The sequence below is a fragment of the Streptomyces sp. NPDC031379 genome (assembly GCF_055569615.1).
Map to the genome: position 1 here is coordinate 36,332 of NZ_JBVIIT010000020.1, position 23,844 is coordinate 60,175.

A 23,844-nucleotide genomic window follows, 5' to 3' on the forward strand; every position below is an offset into this window, starting at 1 on the left:
CGGGGCCACGGGCCCGGCCGCGGCCGGGAGTTGGAGAACGCGTCGCATGGCCGGATCATGTGCCGCCCGTCCTCTTGCGCAAAATGCATGGAGGACTTGATCTATACGCTCAGCGTATGCACGACATCGATCTGCGGCAGCTGCGCTGTCTCGTGGCCATCGTCGACGAGGGCACGTTCACGGACGCGGCGATCGCCCTGGGTGTCTCCCAGGCCGCCGTCTCCCGCGCCCTCGCCTCCCTCGAACGCGCCCTGGGGGTGCGGCTGCTCAGGCGCACCTCCCGCGAGGTGACCCCCACCGCGACCGGACTGCGCGTGGTGGCACAGGCCCGCCGGGTGCTCGCGGACGTGTCCGACCTGGTCCGGGAAGCCGGCTCCGGGTACACCCGGCTCCGCGTCGGGTACGCGTGGTCGGCGCTCGGCCGGCACACGGTCGCCTTCCAGCGGCGCTGGAGCGCGGCCCACCGGGACACCGACCTGCATCTGGTGCGGGTCAACGCACCCTCCGCCGGTCTCGCGGAAGGCGCCTGCGATCTCGCCGTCGTCCGCCGGCCGCTGGAGGACCGCCGCTTCGACACCGCCATCGTCGGCCTGGAGCGGCGGCTGTGTGCCCTCGCCGCCGACGACCCGCTGGCCCGGCGCCGTTCGGTCCGGCTCGTCGATCTCGCCGGCCGTGTCCTGCTCGTGGACCGTCGTACCGGTACGGCCACCCCCGAGCTGTGGCCGCCGGACGCCCGCCCTGCCACCGAGGAGACGCACGACGTCGACGACTGGCTCACCGCCATCGCCGCCGGACGCGGGATCGGGGTGACGGCCGAGTCCACGGCGCACCAGTACCGCAGGCCCGGGGTCGTCTACCGGCCGGTGCGGGACGCCGAGCCCGTCGCCGTACGGCTCGCCTGGTGGCGCGACGACCCGCACCCGGTGCTCCGCTCCGTCCGTGAACTGCTCATCGAGCTGTACCGCACGGAGTGAGAGAGGGGTGCGGCGCAGGCCCGTCTCATCGCCGGGCATCCGGCTCGACGTCCAGCCCCGTACACGCCAGCTCCCCGTCGACCTCGGCGCACGCCTCCACGCCCCGGGGCGAGGACACCGAGAGCATCGGGCTGCTGTCGCCGGCGGAGTCGTCGGCCGGGTAACTCGCCGAGAGCACGTCCTGGCCCGCCCGGACCGACACCTCGCGGGCCCGCCGGGAACGGGTCCGCACCTCGGACCAGGCCGTGCCGCAGGCCGGCGAGTAGCGCAGCCGGACGGCGTAGGCCGGGTCGGTGACCGTGCTGCGGGTCTGCGCGTCCCGGGCGCATGCCGAGGCGTCGGGCAACACGCCCTGGCAGGAGTGCCCGTGGCAGCGGGGGGCCGTCGGCAGGGTCCGCGCGGCGGGCACCGCCCCCCGGCCCCCGGACAGAGCGAAGGCGGCGGCGAGCGCCGCCGCCGCGCCGCACACCACGAGCGCCGACAGCGGAAGCCAGGCCCGCCCGCGGTGCCGGACCGGCGCCTCCTCGGACGGTTCCGGGCGCGGCCGTGCGGCGGCGGCGTCCCACAGAGCCAGTACGGCACCGGGGTCCGCGCCGGCCAGACGGCACAGCGCCTCCACCGCCGGCCGGGGCGGCCGGTGGGCGCCGGACAGATAGCGGTGCCAGGCGGACTTGCTGTACGGGGTGCGCGCGGCCAGCGCCGCGAGGCTCAGCCCCGTACGGTCCTTCAGTTCGCGCAGTCCCACCGTCAGTGGCTCGTCCGGCGCGGTCGATCCTTGGGGGTGCCGCATCGTGCGTTCCTCGACTCCCGATCCGCTATAGGCCATTTCGCCCCTGTTGCCGGAATGGCTTCCCGTGCGGGCGGCGCCCGGAACGCCGGTGAGGTAGGAGAAAGGTGAGGCAGGGGTGTACCGAAGGCCCGTTCGGTGGTTGTCGAACGGGCCTTCGGCGGTCAGGACGGGCGGTGGTGAGGGGCCGTCAGCACCAGGGGAGGACGCGGCCGGCGCGCACGTAGCGGGCGGAGACGTAGCCCCGGTGGTGCGGGAGGCGGTACCAGATGTGGTTGCCGAACACCCCGGAGCCGCGCGTCCGGCACGCGAGCCTCAGGAGCCGGTGGGCGTGGCGGTGGCCGATCACCCGGTAGCCGGTGCCCGGACCGGAGCGGACGTTGAGCCGGACGCGGTGCGTGACGACGCGGCCGGTGGCGGGGGCGACGACACGGTGCGGCGCTCGGTACGCGGTCAAGCGCGACGGAACCCCGAGTACGGCGAAGCGCGGCGGCACTCCGGGCGTGGCGACGCGGTACGGCATTGCGAGCGCGGGAAAGAGGTGCCGGCGCCGGTGGCTGACGAGATGGACGGCGCGGTGGGCCTGGTGCGTGCGGTGCGTGCGGTGCGTACGGTGACGGATGGGGCGGGTGCGGTGCTGGGTGTGGCGGTGGTGCGCGGTGGTGCTGGGCGCCGGCCGCGGGGCCGCGGCGCTCGCCGAGGCGGCCCCGGCCGCCGTCGGCAGGAACGCGAGCACCGCCACCGTGGCCAGCAGGCCGCCCCTGAGAGTCCGTCGGATCATGGAAACCTCCGGCTGTCGTTCTCGTGACCACGAGCAGTGATCACGACAGCCAGCGTTGCCACGACGGGCCGCCGGAATGCCGTTCCCGCGTCCCCCGGGACGCCCGGGACGTCCCCCGGGACGCGCGCCGAAGCCCCGGTGAACACCGGGTTCAGGATCCGCGGCCGCGTGTCCCCCACGGCGCGATCGCTCGCGGACCGGGGGACGGGCCACCACGGCACCTACCGTCGAGTAATATCCGGCGGCAGGTCACCAGAGGAGGAACCGTGTCCCGGTCCGAACGCTCACCCCTGCTGCTCGCCGGCCTCCTGGCCGCCGCCGGGGTCGCCCACTTCGCCGCCCCACGGCAGTTCGACGCCACCATCCCCCGGAAGCTGCCGGGCTCACCCCGGGCATGGACGTACGGCAGCGGCGCCGTCGAACTGGCCCTGGCGGCCGGGATCGCCGCGCCCCGCACCCGCGCGGTGGCCGCGAAGGCGGCGGCGGCCTTCTTCGTCGGGGTGTTCCCGGCCAACGGCCAGATGGCCGTGGACTGGCGGCACCGGCCCGCGCCGCTGAGGACGGCCGCCCTGGCGCGGCTGCCGCTCCAGGTGCCGTTGGTGCTGTGGGCCCGCGGGGTCGCCCGGAACGGGGAGGGACGGCCGTGACCGAACGCATCGAGACCGGGGACAAGGTCGAGGACTTCGCCCTGCCCGACGAGACCGGCACCAGCCGCCGGCTCACCGAGCTGCTGGCCGACGGACCGGTGGTGCTCTTCTTCTACCCGGCCGCCCTCACCCCCGGGTGCACCGCCGAGGCCTGCCACTTCCGTGACCTCGCCGCCGAGTTCGCCGCCGTGGGCGCCCAGCCCGTCGGGATCAGCGGTGACAGCGTCGAGAAGCAGCAGGAGTTCGCCGGGCGCCACACCCTCGGCATGCCGCTGCTCTCGGACGCCGACGGCGCGGTCCGCGAGCGCTTCGGCGTCAAGCGGGGCTTCTCCCTCGCCCCCACCAAGCGCGTCACCTTCGTCATCGCCGAGGACCGCACGGTCCTGGAGATCGTCCGCAGCGAACTGCGCATGAACACCCACGCCGACCGCGCCCTCGCCGCCCTGCGCGCCCACCGGGGCTGATGCGGGCCGGTTCCACGCTCCGGGCACCGGCTGACCCGGACGCCGCAACCCGGTGGTCCGGGCTCAGCCGGCCGCACGCTCCGCCACCCCGGTGAGGACGCGGAACCTCACCGCGCCCCGCCGGCCGCCGCGACCTGGGCGAGGGTGCGTCCGGTGCGCACCGAGCGGGCCCGCCGCGGGTCCGGTGTGCCGCGTCCCTCGGACCGGGCCGGTCCCTTGCGCACCAGCTGCCAGGCCTCCTCGTCGTCCTCGCCCGCCCGGAAGCGGGTCAGGGCATACTCGCCGTGCAGCTTGGTGCCGTGCAGCCGGAACGTGGCGTGTCCGCGCTCCAGCGACTCCGCGAAGTCCACCGGGCGTCCCCGGCGGTCGTGGCTCAGCGGCTCGTAGGTCCCGTGGTCCCACACGATCACGGTGCCGCCGCCGTACTCGCCCTTCGGGATCACGCCCTCGAAGTCCTCGTAGTCCAGCGGATGGTCCTCGGTCGGCACGGCCAGCCGCTTGTCCCCGGGGTCGGAGGACGGCCCCTTGGGGACCGACCAGGACTTCAGCACGTTGTCGACCTGGAGCCGGAAGTCGAAGTGCATCCGTCGCGCGTCGTGGATCTGCACCACGAACCGGGGCTCGTCACCCCCGGCTCGTCACCCCCGGCCCGGGCCGCCCGGCCCGACGGCTCGCGGGTCCGTTCGAAGTCGCGCCTGCCGCGGTACGTCCGCAGCCGGTCCTCCGCTGCCACGTGCGGCTCCTTCCCTGCCTCCGCCTCGGGGGCCCCGAGTACCCCGCACAGCGGCGCTCAGCCCGCGATGCCGTCCAGCTCGGCCCTCGCGTCGTCCGGCAGGACCAGACTCGCGGCGGCGATGTTCTCCCGCAGGTGCTCCGGCGACGAGGTGCCGGGGATGAGCGCGATGTTCGGCGAACGGCGCAGCAGCCAGGCCAGCGCCACCTGCTGCGGCGAGGCCTCCAGCCGGGCGGCGACCTTCGCCAGCGTCTCGGACTGGAAGGGGGTGAAGCCACCGAGCGGGAAGTACGGCACGTAGGCGATGTTCTCGGCCGCCGTGCGCTCCAGCAGAGCGTCGTCCTGCCGGTTGGCGAGGTTGTACAGGTTCTGCACGGTCACCACGGGCGCGATCGCCCGGGCCTCGTCGAGCTGGGCGGCCGACGCGGTGCTGAGTCCCAGGTGCCGGATCAGGCCCCGCTCGCGCAGTTCCGCCAGGGCGCCGAACTGCTCGGCGATGGAGTCCTCGTTCGGGGTGTCCATATCGCCGAGCCGCAGATGGACCACGTCCAGCACCTCCACGCCGAGGTTCCGCAGGTTGTCGTAGACCTGCGCCTTCAGGTCCTCGGGGTGGCGCGACATGATCCAGCCGCCGTCGGCTCCCCGGCGCGCACCGACCTTGGTGACGATGTGCAGGCCGTCCGGAAAGGGGTGCAGAGCCTCCCTGATGATCTCGTTGACGACGACCGGCCCGTAGAAGTCGGCCGTGTCGATGTGGGTGATGCCCGCGTCCACCACCGCGCGCAGCACCGCCACCGCCCGGTCCCGGTCCCCGGGCGGCCCGAAGACGTGCGGCCCGGCCAGCTGCATGGCGCCGTAGCCCATGCGGGTCAGGGTCAGGCCGTCGGCCGGGGTGATCGTGCCACCGAGCTGTGCAGTCATGGCGTACCTCGCGTCGTCTCGTCGTCTCCAGGCCCCGGAACCGTTCCGGTGGCCCTCGGTCTCCACCCTGCGCCCCCCGCGTCCGACGTGGCAGAGCCCCGGCGATCCTGGGAGTGACAGGGCCAGTCACCGGCTCCCGGACGGCCGTACGGTGGGGCCATGGACGCAACCAACGCGCTCGGTGAGTTCCTGCGCGCCCGCCGGGCGCTGGTACGGCCCGAGGACGTGGGGCTCCCCGGCGGCGGACTGCGCCGGGTGCCCGGGCTGCGCCGCGAGGAGGTCGCGCTGCTGGCCGGCATCAGCTCGGACTACTACCTGCGGCTCGAGCAGGGCCGCGACCGCAACCCCTCCGTGCAGGTCCTCGAGGCCATCGCCCGGGTGCTGCGGCTGGACGCCGACGCCACCGCCCACCTCGTCGGCCTCGCCCAGGAGCGGCCCGGTCCCGGTGCCCGGGCCGGGCGCCGACCGCAGCAGGTCCCGGCGAGCCTGCTCCAGCTCATCGACGGCTGGCCGCGCAACCCCGCCTACCTCCAGAACCGCTACACCGACTGCCTGGCCGCCAACGCCCTCGCCGCCGCGCTCACCCCGAACTACGCGGCCGGCGTCAACCTGCTGCGGGCCGTCTTCCTCGACCCCGCGGAGCGCGAGCTGCGCCGGGACTGGGAGGACCTCACCGCGGAGGGCGTGGCCGCGCTCAGGTCCGAGGCCGGTGCGGACGCCGAGGACCCGCGGCTGCGCGACCTGGTCGGCGAGCTGTCCCTGCGCAGCGAACGCTTCCGCACCCTGTGGGCCCGGCACGAGGTACGGCCCCGGCGCGGCAGGGTGAGCCATCTGACCCACCCGCAGGTCGGCGACCTCGACCTGCACTCCACCAAGCTGTCCGTCGACGGCACCGACGGCCTCACCCTCGTCGTCTTCCACGCCGAGCCCGGCAGCCGCAGCGCCGAACTGCTGGACATACTCGGCAGCCTCAACGCGCCCGAGGGAGGCGCCGGCCGGCAACGCGTCGAGGAGCAGTAGCCACACCTCCCGTCCCGACCCGCCCTCGCCCATGTCGTCGTCCCGGCGTCCCGGATAGGGTGAACAGCGATCAACGGGACCGGTGGGGACGAGGGCGGCGGACGGCATGGGCGGCGGCGCGGACAGGACCGGCGTGGGCGGCGGGCGGCCCACCTCACGGGACGTCGCCCGGCTCGCCGGCGTCTCGCACACCGCCGTGTCCTTCGTCTTCAACGGCCGTGCCGAGGGCAACCTCTCGCCCGCCACCCAGGAACGCATCCGGCAGGCCGCCGCCCAGCTCGGCTACCGGCCCGACCCGGTCGCCCGCGGCCTGCGCCGCCGCCGCACCGCCGTGATCGGGCTGGTCACCGACGAGATCGCCTCGTCGCCGTTCGCCGGGCGGCTGCTGCGCGGCGCGATGGAGACCGCCTGGGACAGCGAACACCTCGTGGTCACCGTGGACTCCGGCGGCGACCCCGCCAAGGAGGACGCGGCCGTCGCCGAACTCCTCGACCGGCGAGTGGACGGCATCGTCTACGCCGCGATGTCCCTGCGCCGGGTCCGGGTCCCCGAAGGCCTGCACCGCATCCACTCCGTGCTCGCCAACTGCCTGCCCGAGGACGACTCGCTGCCCGCCGTCGTCCCGGCCGAGCGGGCCGGCGGGCGTACGGCCGCGCGGCTGCTGCTGGAGGCCGGGCACCACAGGATCGCCCTGGTCGGCGGCCAGGACGACATCGCCTCCGTGGAACGGCTGCGCGGCTTCCGGGACGCCCTGCGCGCCGAGGGCATCACGGTGCCCAAGGAGTGGATCGTGCGCACCGGCGGCGAGATCACCGGCGGCTACGAGGGCGCCGGACGGCTCCTCGAGGGAGCCGATCCGCACCGCCGCCCCACAGGGATCTTCTGCTACAACGACCGGGTCGCAGCAGGCGTCCTGCACGCCGCGACCCGGCTCGGGATCGCCGTCCCCGACGCGCTGTCGGTGGTCGGCTACGACGACCAGGAACACATGGCCGCCTTCCTCACCCCGGCCCTCACCACGGTGGCGCTGCCGCACCGGGCCATGGGCGAGGCGGCGGTCCGGCTGCTGCTCGACGCCATCGACACCGGCCGCACCCCGCCCGCGACCGTGCGGCGGCTCGCCTGCCCCGTGGTCAGCCGTGCCTCGGTGGCACCTGCTCCCACGCGCTGACCTCGGCGTCCCCGTCGACCGTCAGCTCGGCCAGGTCGTCCGGGCGGCGGTAGACCCGCTCGGTGACCATCGCCCGGTCCTCGACGAAGAGTTCGAGGAGCGAGCCGTCGACGAGGACGCGCACGCCGAGGCGCGGGCCGGGCGGCACGCTCACCGTGATCGGGGCCGAGCCCTCGGCGCCCGCCCGGGGCCAGCCACCGCGGTCCAGGACGGCCGAGCCCGTGTCCGGGTCCAGGCGGAGCGTGAGCGCCCGGTTCTGCGCCCGCAGCAGGGTGACGGCCGTGGGCCCGTGCGCGGTGACCGAGAGGTCGTACGACACCGGAAGCGGCGCGCTTCCCGGACCCGTCGCGAACGGCGCGGGGGCGCGCAGGAGTTCCAGCTCCGGGGCCGGTGCGACCCGCAGGCTCCCGTCGGGGTGGACGTCGACGACCCGCGGCGCGGTGAGCGTGCCCGCCCAGCCCGCCTCGAGGACCGCCGGCGTGTCCCGCGCCTCCCACGACCAGCCCCACAGCACGGCCCGGTCGGGTTCCTGAAGGACGGCGGGCGCGTAGAAGTCACGGCCGTGGTCGAGCCGGCCGCCGGCGCGGGCGGAGAAACGCAAGCCGCCCTCGGCACCGACCGCGAGACGGCCCGTCAGATATCCGGTGGTGCAGGGACTGCCGTCCCACAAGGACACCACAATCACATGGTCGCCACCGTGCGTCTCGAACAGGTGCGGGCACTCCCAGCCGACCGCCTTGTCGCCGAACGCGTCCGCGGCGACCGGATCGCCGCCGTCCAGCAGGACGCCGGCGAACCGCCAGTCCGTCAGCTCGTCGCAGTCGTACAGCAGGACCGACGGGGTGCCGTCGGCGTGGCCGGCGCCGACGAGGGCCCAGCGCCGGCCGGCGTACCGGAAGACGAAGGGATCGCGGAACATCGCCACGTCGAGTCCGGCGGGAGGTGCCGCGACCACCGGCGTGGGCAGGGGACGCCACTGGACGAGCCGGTCGTCGCCGGGGTCCGCCGCGCGGGCCAGACAGATGGCGCCCACGCCCCGGTGCGTGTGGTCGACGCCGGTGTACACGGCCGTGGGCACGCCGTCGTCGTCCACCACGCAGCCGGACCAGCAGCCCGCCTCGTCGGGGCCGCCGGGTGTCGGGGCGAGGGCGATCGGATGGTGCTCCCAGTGGACCAGGTCCGGGCTGGAGGCATGGCCCCAGTGGACGTCGGCGTGCACCGGGGCGGCGGGGTTGTACTGGTAGAAGAGGTGGTGACGGCCGTGCCAGCGGAAGGGACCGTTGGGGTCGTTGATCCAGTTGGCGGGCGGGCGGACCCGGAAGCGGGGCGCGGCCGGGTCCGGGGCGGGAACGGCGGGACTCAACGGTTGACTCCTGCGGAGGTGATGCCCTCGCGGAGAGGGCGCTGGCCGACGACGAAGACGGCGACGGCGGGAATCATCGAGAGGACGACACCGGCGAGGACGACGGAGATGGAGCCGGTGCCGAGGTTGCCCTGCAGGGAGACCAGACCCAGCGGAAGGGTGTAGTTCTGGCCGGAGGTCTCCAGGATCAGCGGGCGGAAGAACTCGTTCCAGTGGTAGTTGAAGGCGAGGACGCCGACGATCGCCAGGCCCGGCCGGGCCAGCGGCGCGTACACGGACCGGAAGATCCGCCACGGTCCGGCGCCGTCCAGCATGGCCGCCTCGCCCAGATCCTTCGGCATGCCGAGGAAGTACTGGCGCATCAGGAAGGTGCCGAAGGCGGTCGGGAACGCCGGAACGATCAGGCCGAGCAGGGTGTCGGTCAGACCGATGGACTTGAGCACCAGGAACACCGGAACGATCGTGACCTGCAAGGGGACCATCATGGTCGCCAGGACCAGACCGAACAGCGGCTTCTTGAAACGGAAGTCGAGACGCGCGAACGCGTAGCCGGCGAGCCCCGCGGTGATCATCTGGCCGACCGCGATCAAAGCGGTCACCAGCGTGGAGTTGAGGGCGAGCAGCCACACGTCGATCTGGTCGAAGACGCCGTGGTAGGCGGCCGTGCTCGGATGGGCCGGAATGATCCGCGGCGGCAGGCCGAAGGAGTCCGCCGGGGTGCGCAGCGAGGTGGAGACGGTCCAGACGACCGGGCCGAGGGTGAGCAGGGCGCACACGGTCAGCCCGGCGATCCGCGCCCAGGGCCCGAGCGCGTGCCGGGCGCGGCCGATGGTCAGGGATGCTTGGCTCAAGGGACTCACCCGGCTCACTGGTAGTGGACGAAACGCCGGCTGAGCCGGAACTGGGCGGCGGTCACCGCCATGATCAGTACGAACAGCAGCACACCCACCGCGGACGCCTCGCCGAAGCGGAGCTGCTCGAAGGCCTTCTCGTAGATGACCATCACCACCGTGCGGGTGGAGTCACCGGGCCCGCCGTCGGTGAGCACGTACGGCTGCTCGAAGACCTGCAAGGCGTTGATGATGCCGACCACCGACGCCACCAGCAGGGTGGGGGACAGCAGCGGCAGGGTGACGGCCAGATGCTTGCGCAGGCCGGTCGCGCCGTCGAGGGCGGCGGCCTCGTGGATCTCCTTCGGGATGTTGTTCAGCCCGCCCACGAACAGCAGGAAGGAGAAGCCGAACTGCTGCCACACGTACACGATGACCACCGTGGCCATCGCGCCGTGCTCCGAGGTCAGCCAGGGCACCGGAGCGATCCCGAGCAGACCGATCAGCCAGTTGACCACTCCGAAGTCCTGATTGAACAGGTACTTCATCACGACCGAGATGGACGCCGCGGACAGGACGAGCGGGAAGAAGAAGGCCGACCGGAAGACCGATCGCAGCCATACAGGCATCCGGCCGTTCAGCGTCAGCGCGAGCGCCAGCGCGATCAGCAGTTGCGCGGCGACCGCGAAGACCATGAAGACGAGCGTGTTGCGGAAGGACACCAACACGGTCCGGTCGGTGAACACCTCGCGGTAGTTGGCCGTCCCGGCGAAGCCGGGCGCATCGATCACGTTCCAGTGGAAGAGGCTCAACACGACCGAGCCGATGATCGGTACGACCGTGAAGACCACGATCCCGACCACGGTCGGCGCCAGGAACAGCGCGGCCAGCAGGCGCGTGCCCCGCTCGCGCGCCGAGGGCCGCGCGGCCGCCACGGGCGGGGTCGCGGCCCGGGGCCGCACGGCGGTGATCCGGGTGTCCGTCATACGTCACGCTCCATGGCCTTCTCCAGATCGCCCTGCATCCGGCGCAGCGCGGGCCCGACCGAGCGAGGGCTCGCCAGGGCCGTCCCGGTGTGCTTGAGCAGCACCTGCGTCACCTCGGCGACCTGCGGCGGCGCCGGGATGGGGCCGGTGTCGGGGAACTTGTCGAGGGTGTCGTAGAACACCCGCCAGTGCGCCGGTCCGGAATCCCGGTACCGGGCGGCCGTCAGCATCGAACGGCGGGCGGGGGTCGTCTGGTTGGTGGTGAACAGCTCGGTCAGCGTGTCCAGGCGGGCCGAGTACTTGATGAACTCCCAGGCCGCGTCCTGCTTCTTCGACGTACGCAGCAGCGCGTATCCGGCCGCACCGAACTGGTGCCGCTGGGTGTGCCGGCGCGGGAAGTACTGCACGTCGAAGCCGTCGGCCCGCATCCCGGCCAGATGCAGGCCGCCGGCCCAGAAGCCGCCCGCGGGCGTGACGCCGACCCGGCCGGTGGAGAACACCCCGATCAGGTTCTGGCCGTTGCCGCCCTCGGGGCGGGTGCACAGCCCCTCCTGGATCAGGGCGGCGAGATAGTCGTACGCCTCGGCCACCCGGTCGTCCGTGGCCTGCGGGGTCGTCCAGCGGAAGCCGCCGCCGCGCCCCTGCCGCTGGGCGGCCGGATAGAAGGCGTCCCACAGCCAGGAGCCGCCCGGTGCCTTGGACTCGGCGAGCAGATTGGTGCCGCCCGCGAACAGCCAGGGCATCACCCCGCCCCACAGCCGGTTGGTCCAGAAGTACGGGGTGAAATGGTCGCCGCCGGTCCGCTTCATCCGGCGCAGCAACGCGGTGAAGTCGTCCCGCGTCCAGTCGGCCGCCGGGAAGCCGGCGCCCGCCCGCTCCAGTACCCGGGTGTTGAGGTACATGTCGGCGGCGTTGAACTCCACCGGCAGCTGGTACAGGCTGCCCTCGTACATCATCGACTCCACCAGCGAGGGATGGACGTCGGCGAAGTACTCCTTCAGTTCCGCCGCGTCCCGCTTCACCCAGCGGTCCAGCGGTACGCCCAGGTCCCGGGCGAACAGCTGAACGCCCTCGGTCGCCACATAGACCAGGTCGGGCGCCGTGCCCGCCGCGATCTGCGTGAGGATCTTCGCGAAGAAGTCCGACCAGTCCACGGCCTGCACCGCATTGACCCGGACCCTGATGTCCGGATGCAGCCTCTGGAAGCCCTCGACCAGGGCGCGGACACCGGCCGGTGAGAACGCGGAACCCAGGGTGGCGACGACCAGCGAGCCGTCGTCGCGGCCCGGGATGTCGGCGCCCGTGAGCCGGTCCCAGCTCGCGGCGGTGCCGGCGAGCGCCGCGGCACCCGCGCCGTAGGCGCCGTACCGCAGCAGTGCGCGGCGGGGGAGATGCGAGTCGGTCATCATGTGCCTAACTCGTGTTAGTAAAGGTTCGACGCCCCAGATGATGAGAAGCGGCTCACGGCGCTGTCAAGGTGCGGGAACGCTTGACCTTTAACGAGTTAGGTCTACAGTCCTGGTGCCATGATTCGTCACGAGAGGGTCGATGTGTGATGCGTGGCCTGTCCAGAAGAGCCCTGTTCGCCGGCTCCGCCGCCGGAGCCGGCGCCGCACTGCTGCCCGCGGTCCCCGCCGTTGCCGGACCGAGGCGCGAACCGGCGGCGGCATGCGCCCGCTACCGTGCCGGGTACCACTTCACGGTCCCCGACCAGTGGAAGAACGATCCGCAGCGCCCCGTCTGGATCGACGGCGAGTACCACTGCTACTACCTCTACAACGCCGACTACCTGGCCGGTGAGGAGGGCACCGCCTGGCGTCTGGCGACCAGCACCGACCTGGTCTCCTTCACGGACCGGGGCATCGCCGTAGCCAAGGACACCACGGTCAACGGTGACGTCTGGTCGGGCTCGGCGGTGGTGGACACCCGGAACACGGCGGGCTTCGGCGCGGGCGCGGTGATCGCCGTCGTCACGATGTCGCCCGGCGGCGGCACCGACCACCAGGAGCAGTTCCTGTACCACTCCACCGACGGCGGGCGCACCTTCACCCCCCACGGCACCGAGCCGGTCCTCGCCAACCCCGGCGTGCTCGACTTCCGCGACCCCAAGGTGATCCGCGACGACGACCGCGACCGCTGGGTGATGGCGCTCGCCGAGCGCAACAAGATCGGTTTCTACCACTCCGCCGACCTCAAGTCCTGGACGTACGCGGGTGGTTTCGTCAAGGACGGCATCGGCGTCCTGGAGTGCCCCGACCTGTTCCGCATCACCGCCGACGACGGCACCGCACACTGGGTGCTGGGCGCGAGCGCGGACGGCACCGGGTCCGGACAGCCCAACACCTACGCCTACTGGACCGGTTCCTTCGACGGCAGCGTGTTCACCGCCGACTCCGCCGAGCCGCAGTGGCTCGACCACGGCTGGGACTGGTACGCGGCGGTCACCTTCGAGAAGCGGAAGCCGGACGGCTCCGTGGACCCCGCCGCACGGTACGCGATCGGCTGGCTGAACAACTGGGCCTACGCCCACACCACACCCACCATCGACGCCGACGGCTTCAACGGCACCGACTCCGTGGTCCGCGAGGTCACCCTGAAAAAGGCACCCTCCGGCGCCTTTCACCTCGCCTCCCGTCCGGTCGCCGCGCTCGACTCCTACGTGTCCCGCACGGTGCGCCTCGGCGACCTGACCGTCGACGGCACCCGCCTCCTCGACCACACCGGCATCTCCTACGAGCTGACGACCGAGGTCACCTGGTCCGCGATCACCGGCGCGGGCGTCCAGGTGCGCCGCTCACCCGACGGTGTGAGGCACATCGACGCCGGGATCTACGGCGACTACGCCTTCCTCAACCGGCGGGGCACCGTCAACCCCGACGCCCGCGGGAACCGGCAGGAGAGCCACAGCCCGTTCGACCGGTCCGCCGGCCGGGTGCGGCTGCGCATCCTCGTGGACCGCACGTCCGTCGAGATGTTCGTGGACGACGGCCGGTACGTGCACTCCACGTCGGTGTTCCCCTATCTGGTCGACGACCGGCTGGCGCTGTTCTCGATCGACGGCCCGGCCGTGTTCCGGAACACGGTCATACGGGAGTTCGCCGTCTGAGGGCCGGGAGTGCCAGGATCGCTGCGGAGCCGGTACGGACGAGCATCGGAGCGCGCATGACGACGCACAGGGCCACTGCGGATCAGACGGAGCGGGTCGCGGGCGTGGAGGTGAAGCCGGTCGCCGGGCACATCGGGGCCGAGATCACCGGCGTCGACCTCGCCGGGCCGCTCGGCGACGCCGTGGTGGCCCTGATCCGGCAGGCCGTGCTCCGCTGGAAGGTGGTGTTCTTCCGCGGGCAGGAACTGGACCACACCGGGCATGTCGCCTTCGCCCGCCGGTTCGGGGAACCGGTCGTCCTCGGCCGGCGGGGCAGCGCCTCACCGGCCGGCTTCCCGGAGGTGGAGACCACCGCGGACCGGCTGGAGCTGGGCGGCAGGTTCGGCATGGAGCACGAGGAGTGGTTGCGGCGCCGCCGGCACACCCTGCTGCGCGGCTGGCACTGCGACCACGGTGCCCGGATCGACCCGCCGGCCGCGACCGTCCTGCGCGCCGAGACCGTCCCGCCCTACGGCGGCGACACCACCTGGGCCAACCTGGCCGCCGCCTACGCGGGGCTGTCGGCGCCGGTCCGCGCCTTCGTGGACGGGCTGCGCGCCGAACACCGGCTCGGTGTCGGCTATCAGTCGCGGCCGGGCGACGACGCGTACCTCCGTCATCTCCTGGACCACCAGGTCGCCTCCGTTCATCCGCTGGTGCGGGTGCATCCGGAGACGGGCGAACGGGTGCTGTTCGTCAACGGCTACTACCTCGAGCAGATCGTGGACGTCTCCCGCCCGGAGAGCGCGGCGCTGCTGGAGATGCTGCTCGAGCAGGCGGTACGCCCCGAGTACACGGTCCGCTTCCGCTGGGAGCCCGGCAGCGTCGCCTTCTGGGACAACCGGGCCACCATCCATCTCGCCCCCGGCGACAACGCCCACCTCGGCTTTCCCCGGACCATGCACCGGGTGATGCTCGCCGGTGACGTGCCCGTCGGCGTGGACGGCAGGCCGTCCGAACCGGTCACGGGAACGGAGCCGGGCCGCTGGTGAACGCAGGCGGGCGGCCGTCCGGGAGGAACGGTCAGCCCGCCGGCCGCCATCCCAGCGCCGGGCCCAGCTTCGTCGCCATGTCCGTGAGGATCTGGACGTAGTCCGCGTGCTCGAAGGTGAACGGCAGCGCGAACGCCACCTCGTCGACCTCGCGGAACGCGGCGTGCGCGTGCAGCCGTTCGGCCAGCTCCGCCGAGGTGCCGACCAGGTCCGGCGCGAACAGCAGCCGCGCCGGGCCCTGGGGGGAGACCGTCCGGGGCAGGCGCCTCGCCGCGTAGTCCGCGTACTTGGCCCGCTGCTCCGGCGTCGCCGAGTCCGTGGGTATCACCACCAGGCCCTGGGAGACACGGGCCGCCTCGCCGTCGGGGTGGTGGGCCCGGAACTCCTGGATGTGGGACAGCTGGATCCGCGCGAAGTCCAGCGGCCCGTCGCCGCCCCCGGTGTCCTCGGCCTTGACGACGCTGCTGGTCAGGAGGTTCATGCCGTGCTCGCCCGCCCAGCGCGCCGAGCCGAGGCTGCCGCCGCCGTACCACAGCCGCCGGCCGAGGCCGGGGGAGTGCGGCTGGACCACGTCCGAGAAGACCTCGAACCCCTCGATCCCGCTGAAGTCGGTGGCGGGCTTGCCGCGCACCAGGTCCAGCAGCCGCCGCACCCGCTCGTGGCCGAAGTCCTCCAGGTCGGCCGTGTCCGGGTACAGGGCGCCCTTGACCTGCTCGTAGTGCGTCGGCGGGCCCACGCTGACGCCCGGGTTCAGCCGGCCGCCGGACAGGATGTCGACGGTCGCCAGATCCTCGGCGAGCCGCAGCGGGTTCTCCCAGCCCAGCGGTGTCACCGCGGTGCCCAGCTCGATACGGCGGGTGCGCTGTGAGGCGGCCGCGAGGACGGCGACCGGGGACGAGATGCCGTACTGCAGATGGCGGTGGCGGAGCCAGGCGCTGTCGAAACCGAGCCGCTCGCCCAGTTCGATGATCTCCAGCGTGGACGCGTGGCCGCGGGCCGGGTCCGCCGCGTCGAACAGGCCGATCGTGAGGAAGCCCAGCTTGCGCAGGGGGCGAGAGGTGGACGGCACGGGCTCCTCCAGCGGTCGTACGTCGGTCCTGTCGCGATTGTGGCAGGCGAGTGTGACAACCGTGTGATCAGTCGGGCGTGATCGGCTGTGCGCGCTCAGGTGCGGGTCGTTCCAGCGGGATGGTGACCTCGTCCTCGACCGGCGGGTCGAGTTCCTGCGCGCGGTTTCCGGTCGCGGCGAAGCAGCGCAGCCTGACCGCCTCCTCCGTGACGTCCAGCCGCAGGAAGCACTTGAAGAACGGCGGGCTGTAGGTGGTGGAGGACGGCGAGAACAGTTGGGTGTAGATCTTCCGCACCGGCAGCCGGAAGCGGGAGGGGCGCTCGGGGCGCCGCCCGGTGCCGAGGAGGCCCGCGACCAGCCGGGTGCGCCGGGTGACCCGGGCGTCGGGGTGCGGCGCGCGTCCCGGCTCGATGCCGAGGCGTTCGGTGACGACCGCGGTCGCCTCGGCCTCGGTCAGGGTGAAGAAGCGGCGCAGTCGCAGCCGGCGGCCGTAGAGCCGGCTGTAGAAGGCCAGTGAGTCGCCGCGCAGCGGATAGCAGCGGAAATCGCGCTCGGTGACGCCGGCGACCGACACCCGCGGGATGGTGTGCGTGGCGTGCATGAACGCGCCGCCGCCGCCCGCGACCACGTACTGGATCGTGCGGCCGTCCACGTCGACCGGATACCGCTGGTAGTTGTGGATGTCGCCGCCGATCGCGGCCACGTAGTGGTGCTCCGGGGCCCGGACGATCTCGTCCACGGTACCGCCGCCCTCGATGGGGCAGGGGTGGTGCTCGCCGTCGACGTACAGCGGTGACCCGGTGATGAGGATCTTCGGCTTCGGGCCCCGCGACACCTCGCGCAGCCAGGCGCCCTGTTCGGCGTCGATCGTGCCCAGCAGGCCGGTGTCGATGCCGACGATCCGGACCGGCCCGGCGTCGATCGCCCAGTAGGGGCCGGGCTGTTCGGCCTGCTGGGCCGGGGCCGAGCGCAACTTCCGTGCGTCCGTGAGGCGTTGCTCGTCGACCGGACCGGGCCGGTGCCACAGCAGGCCCCGCCACCAGGCGCGGCCGAGCGGGCGGGGCCGGGGTTCGGGCTCGAGCGGGGGTGTGTCGGCGCAGAAGACGCGCATGAAGGCGCCGAGGTCCTCGTACCAGTCGTGGTTGCCCGGTATCGCGTATATCGGCGCCGGATAGTCCTGGTACGGCCGGAAGAACTTGTCGCCGTAGTCGCCGGCGGCGCCCACCGGGTAGATGACGTCGCTCGCGATCACCGCGAACTCGGTGTCCCGACCCGCCTTCAGCAAGCCCGGCACGACGGCGTACTGGGAGGCGTCGCCCTCCCCGGTGTCCCCGATGACCAGGAAGGAGAAGCGGTCCGCGACCTCTCGCCGGACCACCTTGTCGGCGGGTGCCCCCGCCGCCTCCCGCCGTGCGACCCAGCGGCCGCGGGTGCGGCCGGTGGGATCTCCGAACCAGGACGCCAGCACGCCGTTGCGTGCGGCCCACAGGATCCTCGGGTTCAGCCACGACAGCTTCTCGACGTGGTCCGGCATCAGCTGCTGGTAGGCACCGCGCTCGGCGGCGCCCCAGCCGGCGCCCTGTGCGGTATCGCGTGAGGAGTCAGACACGCGGTGCACCGTAACAACGGGCCGGTCAGGACCGGGATGCGGGGCCCGTCCCCATCAACGCACGTACCTGCGGGGGGACTTCGCCCGGAGTTAGGCTGAGGCCGATCACCCCCTGGCCCTCCTCCGGGAGCGGCCCCCCGGAAACGGAGCCGACCTGTGCAACTCGCTTTCAGCGGCCGGGTGTTCGAGTGGCGAGGTCCTTCGCCGTACTATTTCGTCGCCGTACCGGACCAGGAGTCCGCGGACGTCCGCGAGGTGGCGGCCCTCGCCACGTACGGCTGGGGCGTGATCCCCGTGGAGGCCCGGATCGGCGGGACCGTCTTCACCACCTCGCTCTTCCCCAAGGACGGCGGGTACCTGCTGCCCCTCAAGGCCGCGGTGCGTACACCGCACGGCCTCTCGGCGGGGGACGAGGTGGCCGTGACGATGACCGTCCGGCTCTGAGGCCGCCCCTGCGCGAGCACCCGGGATCCCCCTCGGCACCCAACCGGCATAGGGAAAACCCTCGGATGACCTCGACGTGAATGACATGCCCGGGACAAAGCTGGAATCCTTCCCCCGCACACCCCCACCTGAAGGTGTGCGGACGCATCACGGTCCCGCACAGCTCAGCTCACCCGGGCAGCAGACCCGTCTGCCCGGTCTGTCACCGGCCGCGACCCGGCGGCCGCAGCAGGAGGAGTACGAGTGAGACGCTCTCCCCACAGACCCCTTCCCCACAGAGGTCACAAGCGGGCCACGGTCGGAGCCGCCCTGGTCTCCACCGCGGCCCTCTTCGCCGTAGGCATGCAGGCGGTCCCGGCGACCGCCGCACCGGCCGCCCCCCACCCCGGTGCGCTGCGCACCGGCGGCCTGGAGGCCAGGCTCAGCCCGGCGCAGCACCAGGCGCTGCTCAAGAGCGCCCAGCAGAAGACCACCGCGACCGCCCGCACCCTCGGGCTCGGCGCGAAGGAGAAGCTGGTCGTCAAGGGCGTCGTCAAGGACAACGACGGCACCGTGCACACGCGATACGAGCGCACGTACGCCGGCCTTCCCGTCCTCGGCGGCGACCTCGTCGTGCACACCCCGCCCGCCTCGCTGGCCGCGGGAACCGTGAGCACCACGTACAACACCAAGCACCGGATCAAGGTCGCCTCCACCACCGCGACCTTCACCAAGTCGGCCGCCGAGACCAAGGCCCTCAAGACCGCGAAGGCCCTCGACGCCAAGAAGCCCGCCACCGACAGCGCCCGCAAGGTGATCTGGGCCGGCGCCGGCACCCCGAAGCTCGCCTGGGAGACGGTGATCGGCGGCTTCCAGGACGACGGCACGCCCAGCCGGCTGCACGTCGTCACCGACGCCACCACCGGCAAGGAACTGCACCGGTACCAGGCGATCCAGACCGGCACCGGCAACACCCAGTACAGCGGTACCGTCACCCTGAACACCACGCTGTCGGGCTCGACGTACCAGCTCTACGACACCACGCGCGGCGGTCACAAGACCTACAGCCTCAACCGGGGCACCTCCGGCACCGGCACCCTGATGACCGACGCCGACGACGTCTGGGGCGACGGAACCGGCTCCAACACCCAGACGGCCGGCGCCGACGCCGCCTACGGTGCGCAGGAGACCTGGGACTTCTACAAGAACACCTTCGGACGCAGCGGTATCCGCAATGACGGAGTCGCCGCCTACAGCCGCGTCCACTACAGCAGCGGGTACGTCAACGCCTTCTGGGACGACAGCTGCTTCTGCATGACCTACGGAGACGGCTCGGGCAACACCCACGCCCTCACCTCGCTGGACGTGGCCGGCCACGAGATGAGCCACGGCGTCACCTCCAACACCGCCGGGCTCGAGTACAGCGGTGAGTCGGGCGGCCTGAACGAGGCGACCTCCGACATCTTCGGCACCGGCGTGGAGTTCTACGCCGACAACGCCAAGGACGTCGGCGACTACCTCATCGGCGAGAAGATCGACATCAACGGCGACGGCTCGCCGCTGCGTTACATGGACAAGCCGAGCAAGGACGGCGGCTCGGCCGACAGCTGGTACTCGGGCGTCGGCAACCTCGACGTGCACTACTCCTCGGGCCCGGCGAACCACATGTTCTACCTGCTGTCCGAGGGCAGCGGCACCAAGGTCATCAACGGTGTGACCTACAACAGCCCGACCTCCGACGGCGTCGCGGTCACCGGCATCGGCCGGGCCGCCGCGCTGCAGATCTGGTACAAGGCGCTGACGACGTACATGACGTCGAGCACCAACTACGCGGGCGCCCGCACCGCCGCCCTCAACGCGGCCGCCGCCCTGTACGGCACCAACTCCACGCAGTACGCCGGGGTGGGCAACGCCTTCGCCGGCATCAACGTCGGCGGCCACATCAACCCGCCGAGCAACGGGGTGACGGTCACCAACCCGGGCAGCCAGTCCGCGACCGTCGGTACGGCGGTGAGCCTGCAGATCCAGGCGAGCAGCACCAACAGCGGCGCGCTGACCTACAGCGCCTCCGGTCTGCCGGCGGGCCTGTCGATCAACAGCTCCACCGGTCTCATCACCGGCACGCCCACCACGGCGGGCACCTCCAGCACCACCGTCACGGTGACCGACTCCACCGGGGCGACCGGCACCGCCACCTTCGGCTGGACGGTCAGCACGACCGGCGGCGGCTGCAGCTCCACCCAGCTGCTGAGCAACCCCGGCTTCGAGTCGGGCAGCACGGGCTGGACCGCGAGCAGCGGTGTCATCACCACCGACAGCGGTGAGGCCTCGCACGGCGGCTCCTACAAGGCCTGGCTGAACGGGTACGGCTCCTCGCACACCGACACGCTCTCGCAGTCGGTGACGATCCCCGCGGGCTGCAAGGCGACCCTCACCTTCTACCTGCACATCGACTCCGCGGAGACCACCACCAGCACCCAGTACGACAAGCTGACGGTGACCGCCGGTTCGAAGACCCTGGCGACCTACTCGAACCTCAACAAGGCCTCGGGCTACAGCCAGAAGTCCTTCGACCTGTCCTCGCTGGCGGGCTCGACGGTCACGCTGAAGTTCAACGGCGTGGAGGACTCCTCGCTGCAGACCAGCTTCGTCGTGGACGACACGGCCCTGACGACGAGCTGAACCGTACGCACGACCGCGGTCCCGCACCCCGCTCGCCCGGGGGTGCGGGACCGCGTCATGTCAGCTCAGCGGATCCAGCGTCAGATACGCCTGCTGCGGATTGCCGTCGTGGACCAGTGACTCCTGATTGCCCACGTCGTCGAAGGCGAACGCGTAGGCCTTGCCGTCGGCCATCTGCGCGTGGATCTTGCGGGCGTAGTGGTTGGTCACCGAGTCCTGGTAGAAGTTCGCCGTCGTGTTGTCCGGCTGGTTCGGACTGGTCAGCAGCGTCGAGCGGTTGTAACCGGCGCACAGTGTCCGGGAGATGGGGCCGCGGACGTTGTCGTTGGGCGCGTCCAGCAGCTTGTGACAGCCGAAGACGCTGGCGGCGTCCGGCTTCTGGAAGCTGGTGACGACCGCGCCGGAGGAGTTGGTGAAGTTCATGACGTTGCCCGAGACCCGGCCGTAGTACTTGGTGTTCGGCTGGTCGGTGAACGGCGTGACCGTCAGCGTCGACGTCGTGTACTTCTGCCAGACCCGGTTCACATAGTCGTCCATCACGTTCGCCGGCAGCGCGCCTGTCTCCACGCCGTACAGCGGGGACAGGGCGCGCAGCACGGTGCCGTCGGCACGTGTCTGGATCAGCTTGGCCCAGCCGCCCGGCTGTCCGCGCAGGGCGTCGAAGAAGCCCGTGTAGCCGCCCGGCTTGAGGTGTCCGGTGGTGCCGACCTGGCCGTCGGCGCGCTGGACGCCGACCGCGTACGGCGCCGAGAACATGTCCACCTGGGTGCTGTTGAGCCACAGCCCGGAGTCGTTGAGCGTGTACTCCGACCAGTTGAAGAGGATGTCCCGGTTGGGGTCGGACGGGTTCTGCACGGCCGGCTGCACCAGTCCGCCGGTGGTCAGTCTGAAGTCGAGCTTGCGGCCGTAGGAGAAGTAGATCCGGCCGGAGAACTTCGGTATGCGGATGGTCTTCGACTGTCCGGAGGCCGGTCCCGCGATCGCGGCGTCCGGTGCGGGGGTCGGGGGATTCCCGCCCGCCGGCCAGGCGTGGAAGGTGCCGTTCGCATCCGCCCACCCTTGGCGTCCGGAGGACAGCTGGGTTCCGAGGTCGTAGACGTACACGGGTTCGGAACGGCCCGAGTTGTTGGTGATCTTCAGTGGGATGGTGTCCGGGACGGCGGCTTCGGCGCGGTCCGGCGCGCCGAGCGCGAGCAGTCCGCCGACCAGGGCCGCCGCGGCCGCCAGGGGCAGCGCGGGGCGTGTGAGCCTGTGAGGCACTCTCCACCTCCGTGTGGGGGTCGGGGCCGTACGGATATTGGTCCGTACCTGTTTGAGAGCGCTCTCAGGGTCGTGCCGGGCTGCGTTCATGTCAATGATTCGGACGGGATCGGCCCGGCGCCCGCCGTGCGACGGACGCCCTGAGCCGGTGTCAGACCGGCCGGGCGGACCGGTGTCGGGCGGCGCGGTGAGCGGGCCCGCCACGCCGCAGGGCCGAGCGGGCGTCAGAAGGTGCGTTTCAGCAGGTCCAGCAGCGCCGACCAGTGCTGCTCGGCCGCCTCACGGTGGTAGGCGGTCGTGTCCGCCTGCGTGTAGCCGTGCGGGGCACCCGGGTAGACCTCGCAGGTGTGCCGTACCCCGGCGGCGGACAAGGCCTCCTCGAAGCGCGCGATCTGCTCCGGGGGCAGGGACGGGTCGTCGTCGGCATGCCCGAAGTACAGCTCCGCGGTGATGTCCGGCGCCCCCAGGTGCGGGCTGCCCGGATCGTCGGTGGCCAGACGCCCGCCGTGGAACCCGGCCGCCGCCGCGACCCGGTCCGGATGGGCGGCCGCCGTCCACAGCACGAGCCTGGCCCCCATGCAGTATCCGGTCAGCGCCACCGGACCGTCCGCCGCGAGCGGACTCTCCGCCAGCCAGCGCAGATAGGCGTCCGAGTCCCGCCTGATCAGATCCGGCGTCATCGAGGACACGACCGGGCCGAGCCGTTCCCAGATGGTCGGGTCCGCGTCCGGGTCGATGAACTCGGGCAGGTCCACGACCGGGGCACGGCCGAGCCGGTAGAACACGTTCGGCACCAGCACCGTGTATCCGGCGCCGGCAAGCCGGTCCGCCATCGATCTCAGGTGCGGGCGCAGGCCGTAGGCATCCTGGTAGAACAGCACGGCCGGGCGGGGGCGTCCGTCGGCCGGGTGGACGACGTAGGCGTCGGCGACGCCGTCCTCGGTGGCGATGTCGACGGCGGATCCCTGTACATCGGACATGGGGGAAGGACCTCCCTCGGGAAATGGGTCGGGGACGCGGCCTCGGCCGGCCGCGGCCGCCCCGGCGCCGCGGCTACGGCCCATGCTGTCACGCAAGATCCAGATCGCCGCACCCGGCCGCCGCGTCCTCACTCGAAGCGGCTGGTGTCTCCCGCACCCCGCCGGACGATCTCCGCCTCGCCGCCGGAGAAGTCCACCACCGTCGTCGGCTCCGTACCGCAGTCGCCGGAGTCGACCACCGCGTCCACCACGTGGTCGAGCCGGTCCTTGATCTCCCAGCCCTGGGTCAACGGCTCCTCCTCGTCCGGCAGCAGCAGCGTGCTGGACAGCAGCGGCTCGCCCAGCTCCGCCAGCAGCGCCTGGGTGACCACATGGTCGGGGATGCGCACCCCCACCGTCTTCTTCTTCGGGTGCAGCAGCTTGCGCGGCACCTCGCGGGTGGCCGGGAGGATGAACGTGTAGCTGCCGGGTGTGGAGGCCTTCACCGCCCGGAACACGTCGTTGTCCACCCGCACGAACTGGCCGAGCTGCGCGAAGTCCCGGCACATCAGCGTGAAGTGGTGCCGGTCGTCGAGCCGGCGGATGGAACGGATCCGGTCCATGCCGTCCCGGCTGCCCAGGCGGCAGCCGAGCGCGTAACAGGAGTCGGTCGGGTATGCGATGAGTGCCCCCGAGCGCACCGCGTCGGCGACCTGGCCGATGCTGCGCGGCTGCGGGTTCTCGGGGTGCACGTCGAAGTACTTCGCCATCCGCCGAGCTTATGCCGTCGCCGGACGTGGTGCGCGCAGGCCGGGCGGCGGGCCGTACGCGCCTGATCGCCCCCGTCCCGCCGCCCCTCGGAGCGTCCTGGAATTCCCGGGTGTACCGCGTGTACCGCGGAGATTCCGGGGCAACCGACCTCTGAGCCGCCCGGGGCCTCCCCCCGCTCCGGGCGCGGCGTCTCCGCCGGCGGCCCACCCCCCCGGGCTGCCGGCGGAGCCATGTCCGGCCGGCCAGGGCGCGGGGGC

Annotated in this window: 21 protein-coding genes and 1 pseudogene; 9 read left to right on the top strand and 13 right to left on the bottom strand. The window is 72.2% G+C overall.

The window, feature by feature from the left end; translation table 11 throughout:
* The first annotated feature begins 116 nt into the window (after positions 1-116).
* Complete coding sequence (locus ACZ5CW_RS26885) at positions 117-974, top strand: LysR family transcriptional regulator (protein ID WP_468605665.1); 858 nt, start codon at positions 117-119, stop codon at positions 972-974.
* Between the two features lie 25 nt (positions 975-999).
* Here ACZ5CW_RS26885 and ACZ5CW_RS26890 read toward each other — a convergent pair whose 3' ends face one another.
* A complete protein-coding gene (locus ACZ5CW_RS26890; RefSeq protein ID WP_468605667.1) occupies positions 1,000-1,764 on the bottom strand; it encodes an XRE family transcriptional regulator in 765 nt (254 codons plus the stop codon).
* Between the two features lie 187 nt (positions 1,765-1,951).
* Positions 1,952-2,542, bottom strand: a complete 591-nt coding sequence (locus ACZ5CW_RS26895; RefSeq protein WP_468605669.1) for a hypothetical protein — start codon at positions 2,540-2,542, stop codon at positions 1,952-1,954.
* Between the two features lie 266 nt (positions 2,543-2,808).
* Between ACZ5CW_RS26895 and ACZ5CW_RS26900 the strand changes: the two genes are divergently transcribed.
* Both ACZ5CW_RS26900 and ACZ5CW_RS26905 read left to right on the top strand, forming a co-directional pair.
* Positions 2,809-3,189 (top strand): DoxX family protein, encoded by a 381-nt coding sequence (locus tag ACZ5CW_RS26900; protein ID WP_468605671.1) that lies wholly within the window; start codon positions 2,809-2,811, stop codon positions 3,187-3,189.
* Positions 3,186-3,653, top strand: coding sequence for a peroxiredoxin (locus ACZ5CW_RS26905; RefSeq protein ID WP_468605673.1), 468 nt, complete (start codon positions 3,186-3,188; stop codon positions 3,651-3,653). Before ACZ5CW_RS26900 ends, ACZ5CW_RS26905 begins: the two co-directional genes overlap by 4 nt.
* A 107-nt stretch (positions 3,654-3,760) precedes the next feature.
* On the opposite strand, the pseudogene ACZ5CW_RS26910 reads toward ACZ5CW_RS26905, so the two are convergent.
* Together ACZ5CW_RS26910 and ACZ5CW_RS26915 are read right to left on the bottom strand one after the other, a co-directional pair.
* Positions 3,761-4,386: pseudogene (locus ACZ5CW_RS26910) on the bottom strand (DNA polymerase ligase N-terminal domain-containing protein).
* A gap of 57 nt (positions 4,387-4,443) precedes the next feature.
* Positions 4,444-5,307, bottom strand: coding sequence for an oxidoreductase (locus ACZ5CW_RS26915; RefSeq protein ID WP_468605675.1), 864 nt, complete (start codon positions 5,305-5,307; stop codon positions 4,444-4,446).
* Positions 5,308-5,466: 159 nt separating this feature from the next.
* Between ACZ5CW_RS26915 and ACZ5CW_RS26920 the strand changes: the two genes are divergently transcribed.
* On the top strand, positions 5,467-6,327 hold the full coding sequence (locus ACZ5CW_RS26920; RefSeq protein WP_468605677.1) for a helix-turn-helix domain-containing protein: 861 nt from the start codon (positions 5,467-5,469) through the stop codon (positions 6,325-6,327).
* Positions 6,328-6,433: 106 nt separating this feature from the next.
* On the top strand, positions 6,434-7,498 hold the full coding sequence (locus tag ACZ5CW_RS26925; protein ID WP_468605947.1) for a LacI family DNA-binding transcriptional regulator: 1,065 nt from the start codon (positions 6,434-6,436) through the stop codon (positions 7,496-7,498).
* Here the strand turns inward: ACZ5CW_RS26925 and ACZ5CW_RS26930 are convergent.
* The 4 genes from ACZ5CW_RS26930 to ACZ5CW_RS26945 are packed head-to-tail and all read right to left on the bottom strand — an operon-like array spanning position 7,461 to position 12,083.
* Positions 7,461-8,861, bottom strand: coding sequence for a glycoside hydrolase family 32 protein (locus ACZ5CW_RS26930; RefSeq protein WP_468605679.1), 1,401 nt, complete (start codon positions 8,859-8,861; stop codon positions 7,461-7,463). The genes ACZ5CW_RS26925 and ACZ5CW_RS26930 overlap by 38 nt on opposite strands.
* Positions 8,858-9,712: a carbohydrate ABC transporter permease gene (locus tag ACZ5CW_RS26935; RefSeq protein ID WP_468605681.1), complete on the bottom strand. Its 855-nt coding sequence runs from the start codon at positions 9,710-9,712 to the stop codon at positions 8,858-8,860. The genes ACZ5CW_RS26930 and ACZ5CW_RS26935 overlap by 4 nt, the downstream gene beginning before the upstream one ends.
* 14 nt (positions 9,713-9,726) lie before the next feature.
* The gene (locus tag ACZ5CW_RS26940; protein WP_468605683.1) at positions 9,727-10,677 is read right to left on the bottom strand and encodes a carbohydrate ABC transporter permease; all 951 of its coding nucleotides are present in this window, start codon (positions 10,675-10,677) and stop codon (positions 9,727-9,729) included.
* Complete coding sequence (locus ACZ5CW_RS26945) at positions 10,674-12,083, bottom strand: extracellular solute-binding protein (protein ID WP_468605949.1); 1,410 nt, start codon at positions 12,081-12,083, stop codon at positions 10,674-10,676. The genes ACZ5CW_RS26940 and ACZ5CW_RS26945 overlap by 4 nt, the downstream gene beginning before the upstream one ends.
* A gap of 149 nt (positions 12,084-12,232) precedes the next feature.
* Here ACZ5CW_RS26945 and ACZ5CW_RS26950 point away from each other — a divergent pair, with 149 nt between their 5' ends.
* The gene (locus ACZ5CW_RS26950; protein WP_468605685.1) at positions 12,233-13,783 is read left to right on the top strand and encodes a glycoside hydrolase family 32 protein; all 1,551 of its coding nucleotides are present in this window, start codon (positions 12,233-12,235) and stop codon (positions 13,781-13,783) included.
* Positions 13,784-13,839: 56 nt separating this feature from the next.
* Positions 13,840-14,814: a TauD/TfdA dioxygenase family protein gene (locus ACZ5CW_RS26955; RefSeq protein ID WP_468605687.1), complete on the top strand. Its 975-nt coding sequence runs from the start codon at positions 13,840-13,842 to the stop codon at positions 14,812-14,814.
* Between the two features lie 31 nt (positions 14,815-14,845).
* Here the strand turns inward: ACZ5CW_RS26955 and ACZ5CW_RS26960 are convergent, their stop codons facing one another.
* The gene (locus ACZ5CW_RS26960) at positions 14,846-15,883 is read right to left on the bottom strand and encodes an LLM class flavin-dependent oxidoreductase (RefSeq protein ID WP_468605689.1); all 1,038 of its coding nucleotides are present in this window, start codon (positions 15,881-15,883) and stop codon (positions 14,846-14,848) included.
* A gap of 67 nt (positions 15,884-15,950) precedes the next feature.
* Complete coding sequence (locus ACZ5CW_RS26965) at positions 15,951-17,492, bottom strand: metallophosphoesterase family protein (protein WP_468605691.1); 1,542 nt, start codon at positions 17,490-17,492, stop codon at positions 15,951-15,953.
* Between the two features lie 156 nt (positions 17,493-17,648).
* Between ACZ5CW_RS26965 and ACZ5CW_RS26970 the strand changes: the two genes are divergently transcribed.
* Together ACZ5CW_RS26970 and ACZ5CW_RS26975 are read left to right on the top strand one after the other, a co-directional pair.
* A complete protein-coding gene (locus ACZ5CW_RS26970) occupies positions 17,649-17,936 on the top strand; it encodes a DUF1905 domain-containing protein (protein WP_468605693.1) in 288 nt (95 codons plus the stop codon).
* Between the two features lie 342 nt (positions 17,937-18,278).
* Positions 18,279-20,597, top strand: a complete 2,319-nt coding sequence (locus tag ACZ5CW_RS26975) for a M4 family metallopeptidase (RefSeq protein ID WP_468605951.1) — start codon at positions 18,279-18,281, stop codon at positions 20,595-20,597.
* 60 nt (positions 20,598-20,657) lie between these two features.
* Here ACZ5CW_RS26975 and ACZ5CW_RS26980 read toward each other — a convergent pair whose 3' ends face one another.
* From ACZ5CW_RS26980 to ACZ5CW_RS26990, 3 genes are all read right to left on the bottom strand, one after another.
* Entirely contained in the window at positions 20,658-21,857 is a 1,200-nt protein-coding gene (locus ACZ5CW_RS26980) for a glycoside hydrolase family 64 protein (RefSeq protein ID WP_468605695.1), read from the bottom strand.
* A gap of 224 nt (positions 21,858-22,081) precedes the next feature.
* A complete protein-coding gene (locus tag ACZ5CW_RS26985; protein ID WP_468605697.1) occupies positions 22,082-22,837 on the bottom strand; it encodes a dienelactone hydrolase family protein in 756 nt (251 codons plus the stop codon).
* A 128-nt stretch (positions 22,838-22,965) separates the two neighbouring features.
* Positions 22,966-23,586 carry an L-threonylcarbamoyladenylate synthase gene (locus ACZ5CW_RS26990; protein ID WP_468605699.1) on the bottom strand — a complete coding sequence of 207 codons (621 nt, stop codon included), beginning with the start codon at positions 23,584-23,586 and terminating at the stop codon, positions 22,966-22,968.
* Positions 23,587-23,844 lie beyond the last annotated feature (258 nt).

Coding starts and splice junctions, on each gene's coding strand:
- ACZ5CW_RS26885 (WP_468605665.1), top strand. CDS start 117: ATGCACGACATCGATCTGCGGCAGCTGCGCTGTCTCGTGGCCATCGTC.
- ACZ5CW_RS26890 (WP_468605667.1), bottom strand. CDS start 1,764: ATGCGGCACCCCCAAGGATCGACCGCGCCGGACGAGCCACTGACGGTG.
- ACZ5CW_RS26940 (WP_468605683.1), bottom strand. CDS start 10,677: ATGACGGACACCCGGATCACCGCCGTGCGGCCCCGGGCCGCGACCCCG.
- ACZ5CW_RS26975 (WP_468605951.1), top strand. CDS start 18,279: ATGCAGGCGGTCCCGGCGACCGCCGCACCGGCCGCCCCCCACCCCGGT.
- ACZ5CW_RS26990 (WP_468605699.1), bottom strand. CDS start 23,586: ATGGCGAAGTACTTCGACGTGCACCCCGAGAACCCGCAGCCGCGCAGC.
- ACZ5CW_RS26955 (WP_468605687.1), top strand. CDS start 13,840: ATGACGACGCACAGGGCCACTGCGGATCAGACGGAGCGGGTCGCGGGC.
- ACZ5CW_RS26915 (WP_468605675.1), bottom strand. CDS start 5,307: ATGACTGCACAGCTCGGTGGCACGATCACCCCGGCCGACGGCCTGACC.
- ACZ5CW_RS26925 (WP_468605947.1), top strand. CDS start 6,434: ATGGGCGGCGGCGCGGACAGGACCGGCGTGGGCGGCGGGCGGCCCACC.
- ACZ5CW_RS26945 (WP_468605949.1), bottom strand. CDS start 12,083: ATGACCGACTCGCATCTCCCCCGCCGCGCACTGCTGCGGTACGGCGCC.
- ACZ5CW_RS26985 (WP_468605697.1), bottom strand. CDS start 22,837: ATGTCCGATGTACAGGGATCCGCCGTCGACATCGCCACCGAGGACGGC.
- ACZ5CW_RS26920 (WP_468605677.1), top strand. CDS start 5,467: ATGGACGCAACCAACGCGCTCGGTGAGTTCCTGCGCGCCCGCCGGGCG.
- ACZ5CW_RS26950 (WP_468605685.1), top strand. CDS start 12,233: ATGCGTGGCCTGTCCAGAAGAGCCCTGTTCGCCGGCTCCGCCGCCGGA.
- ACZ5CW_RS26895 (WP_468605669.1), bottom strand. CDS start 2,542: ATGATCCGACGGACTCTCAGGGGCGGCCTGCTGGCCACGGTGGCGGTG.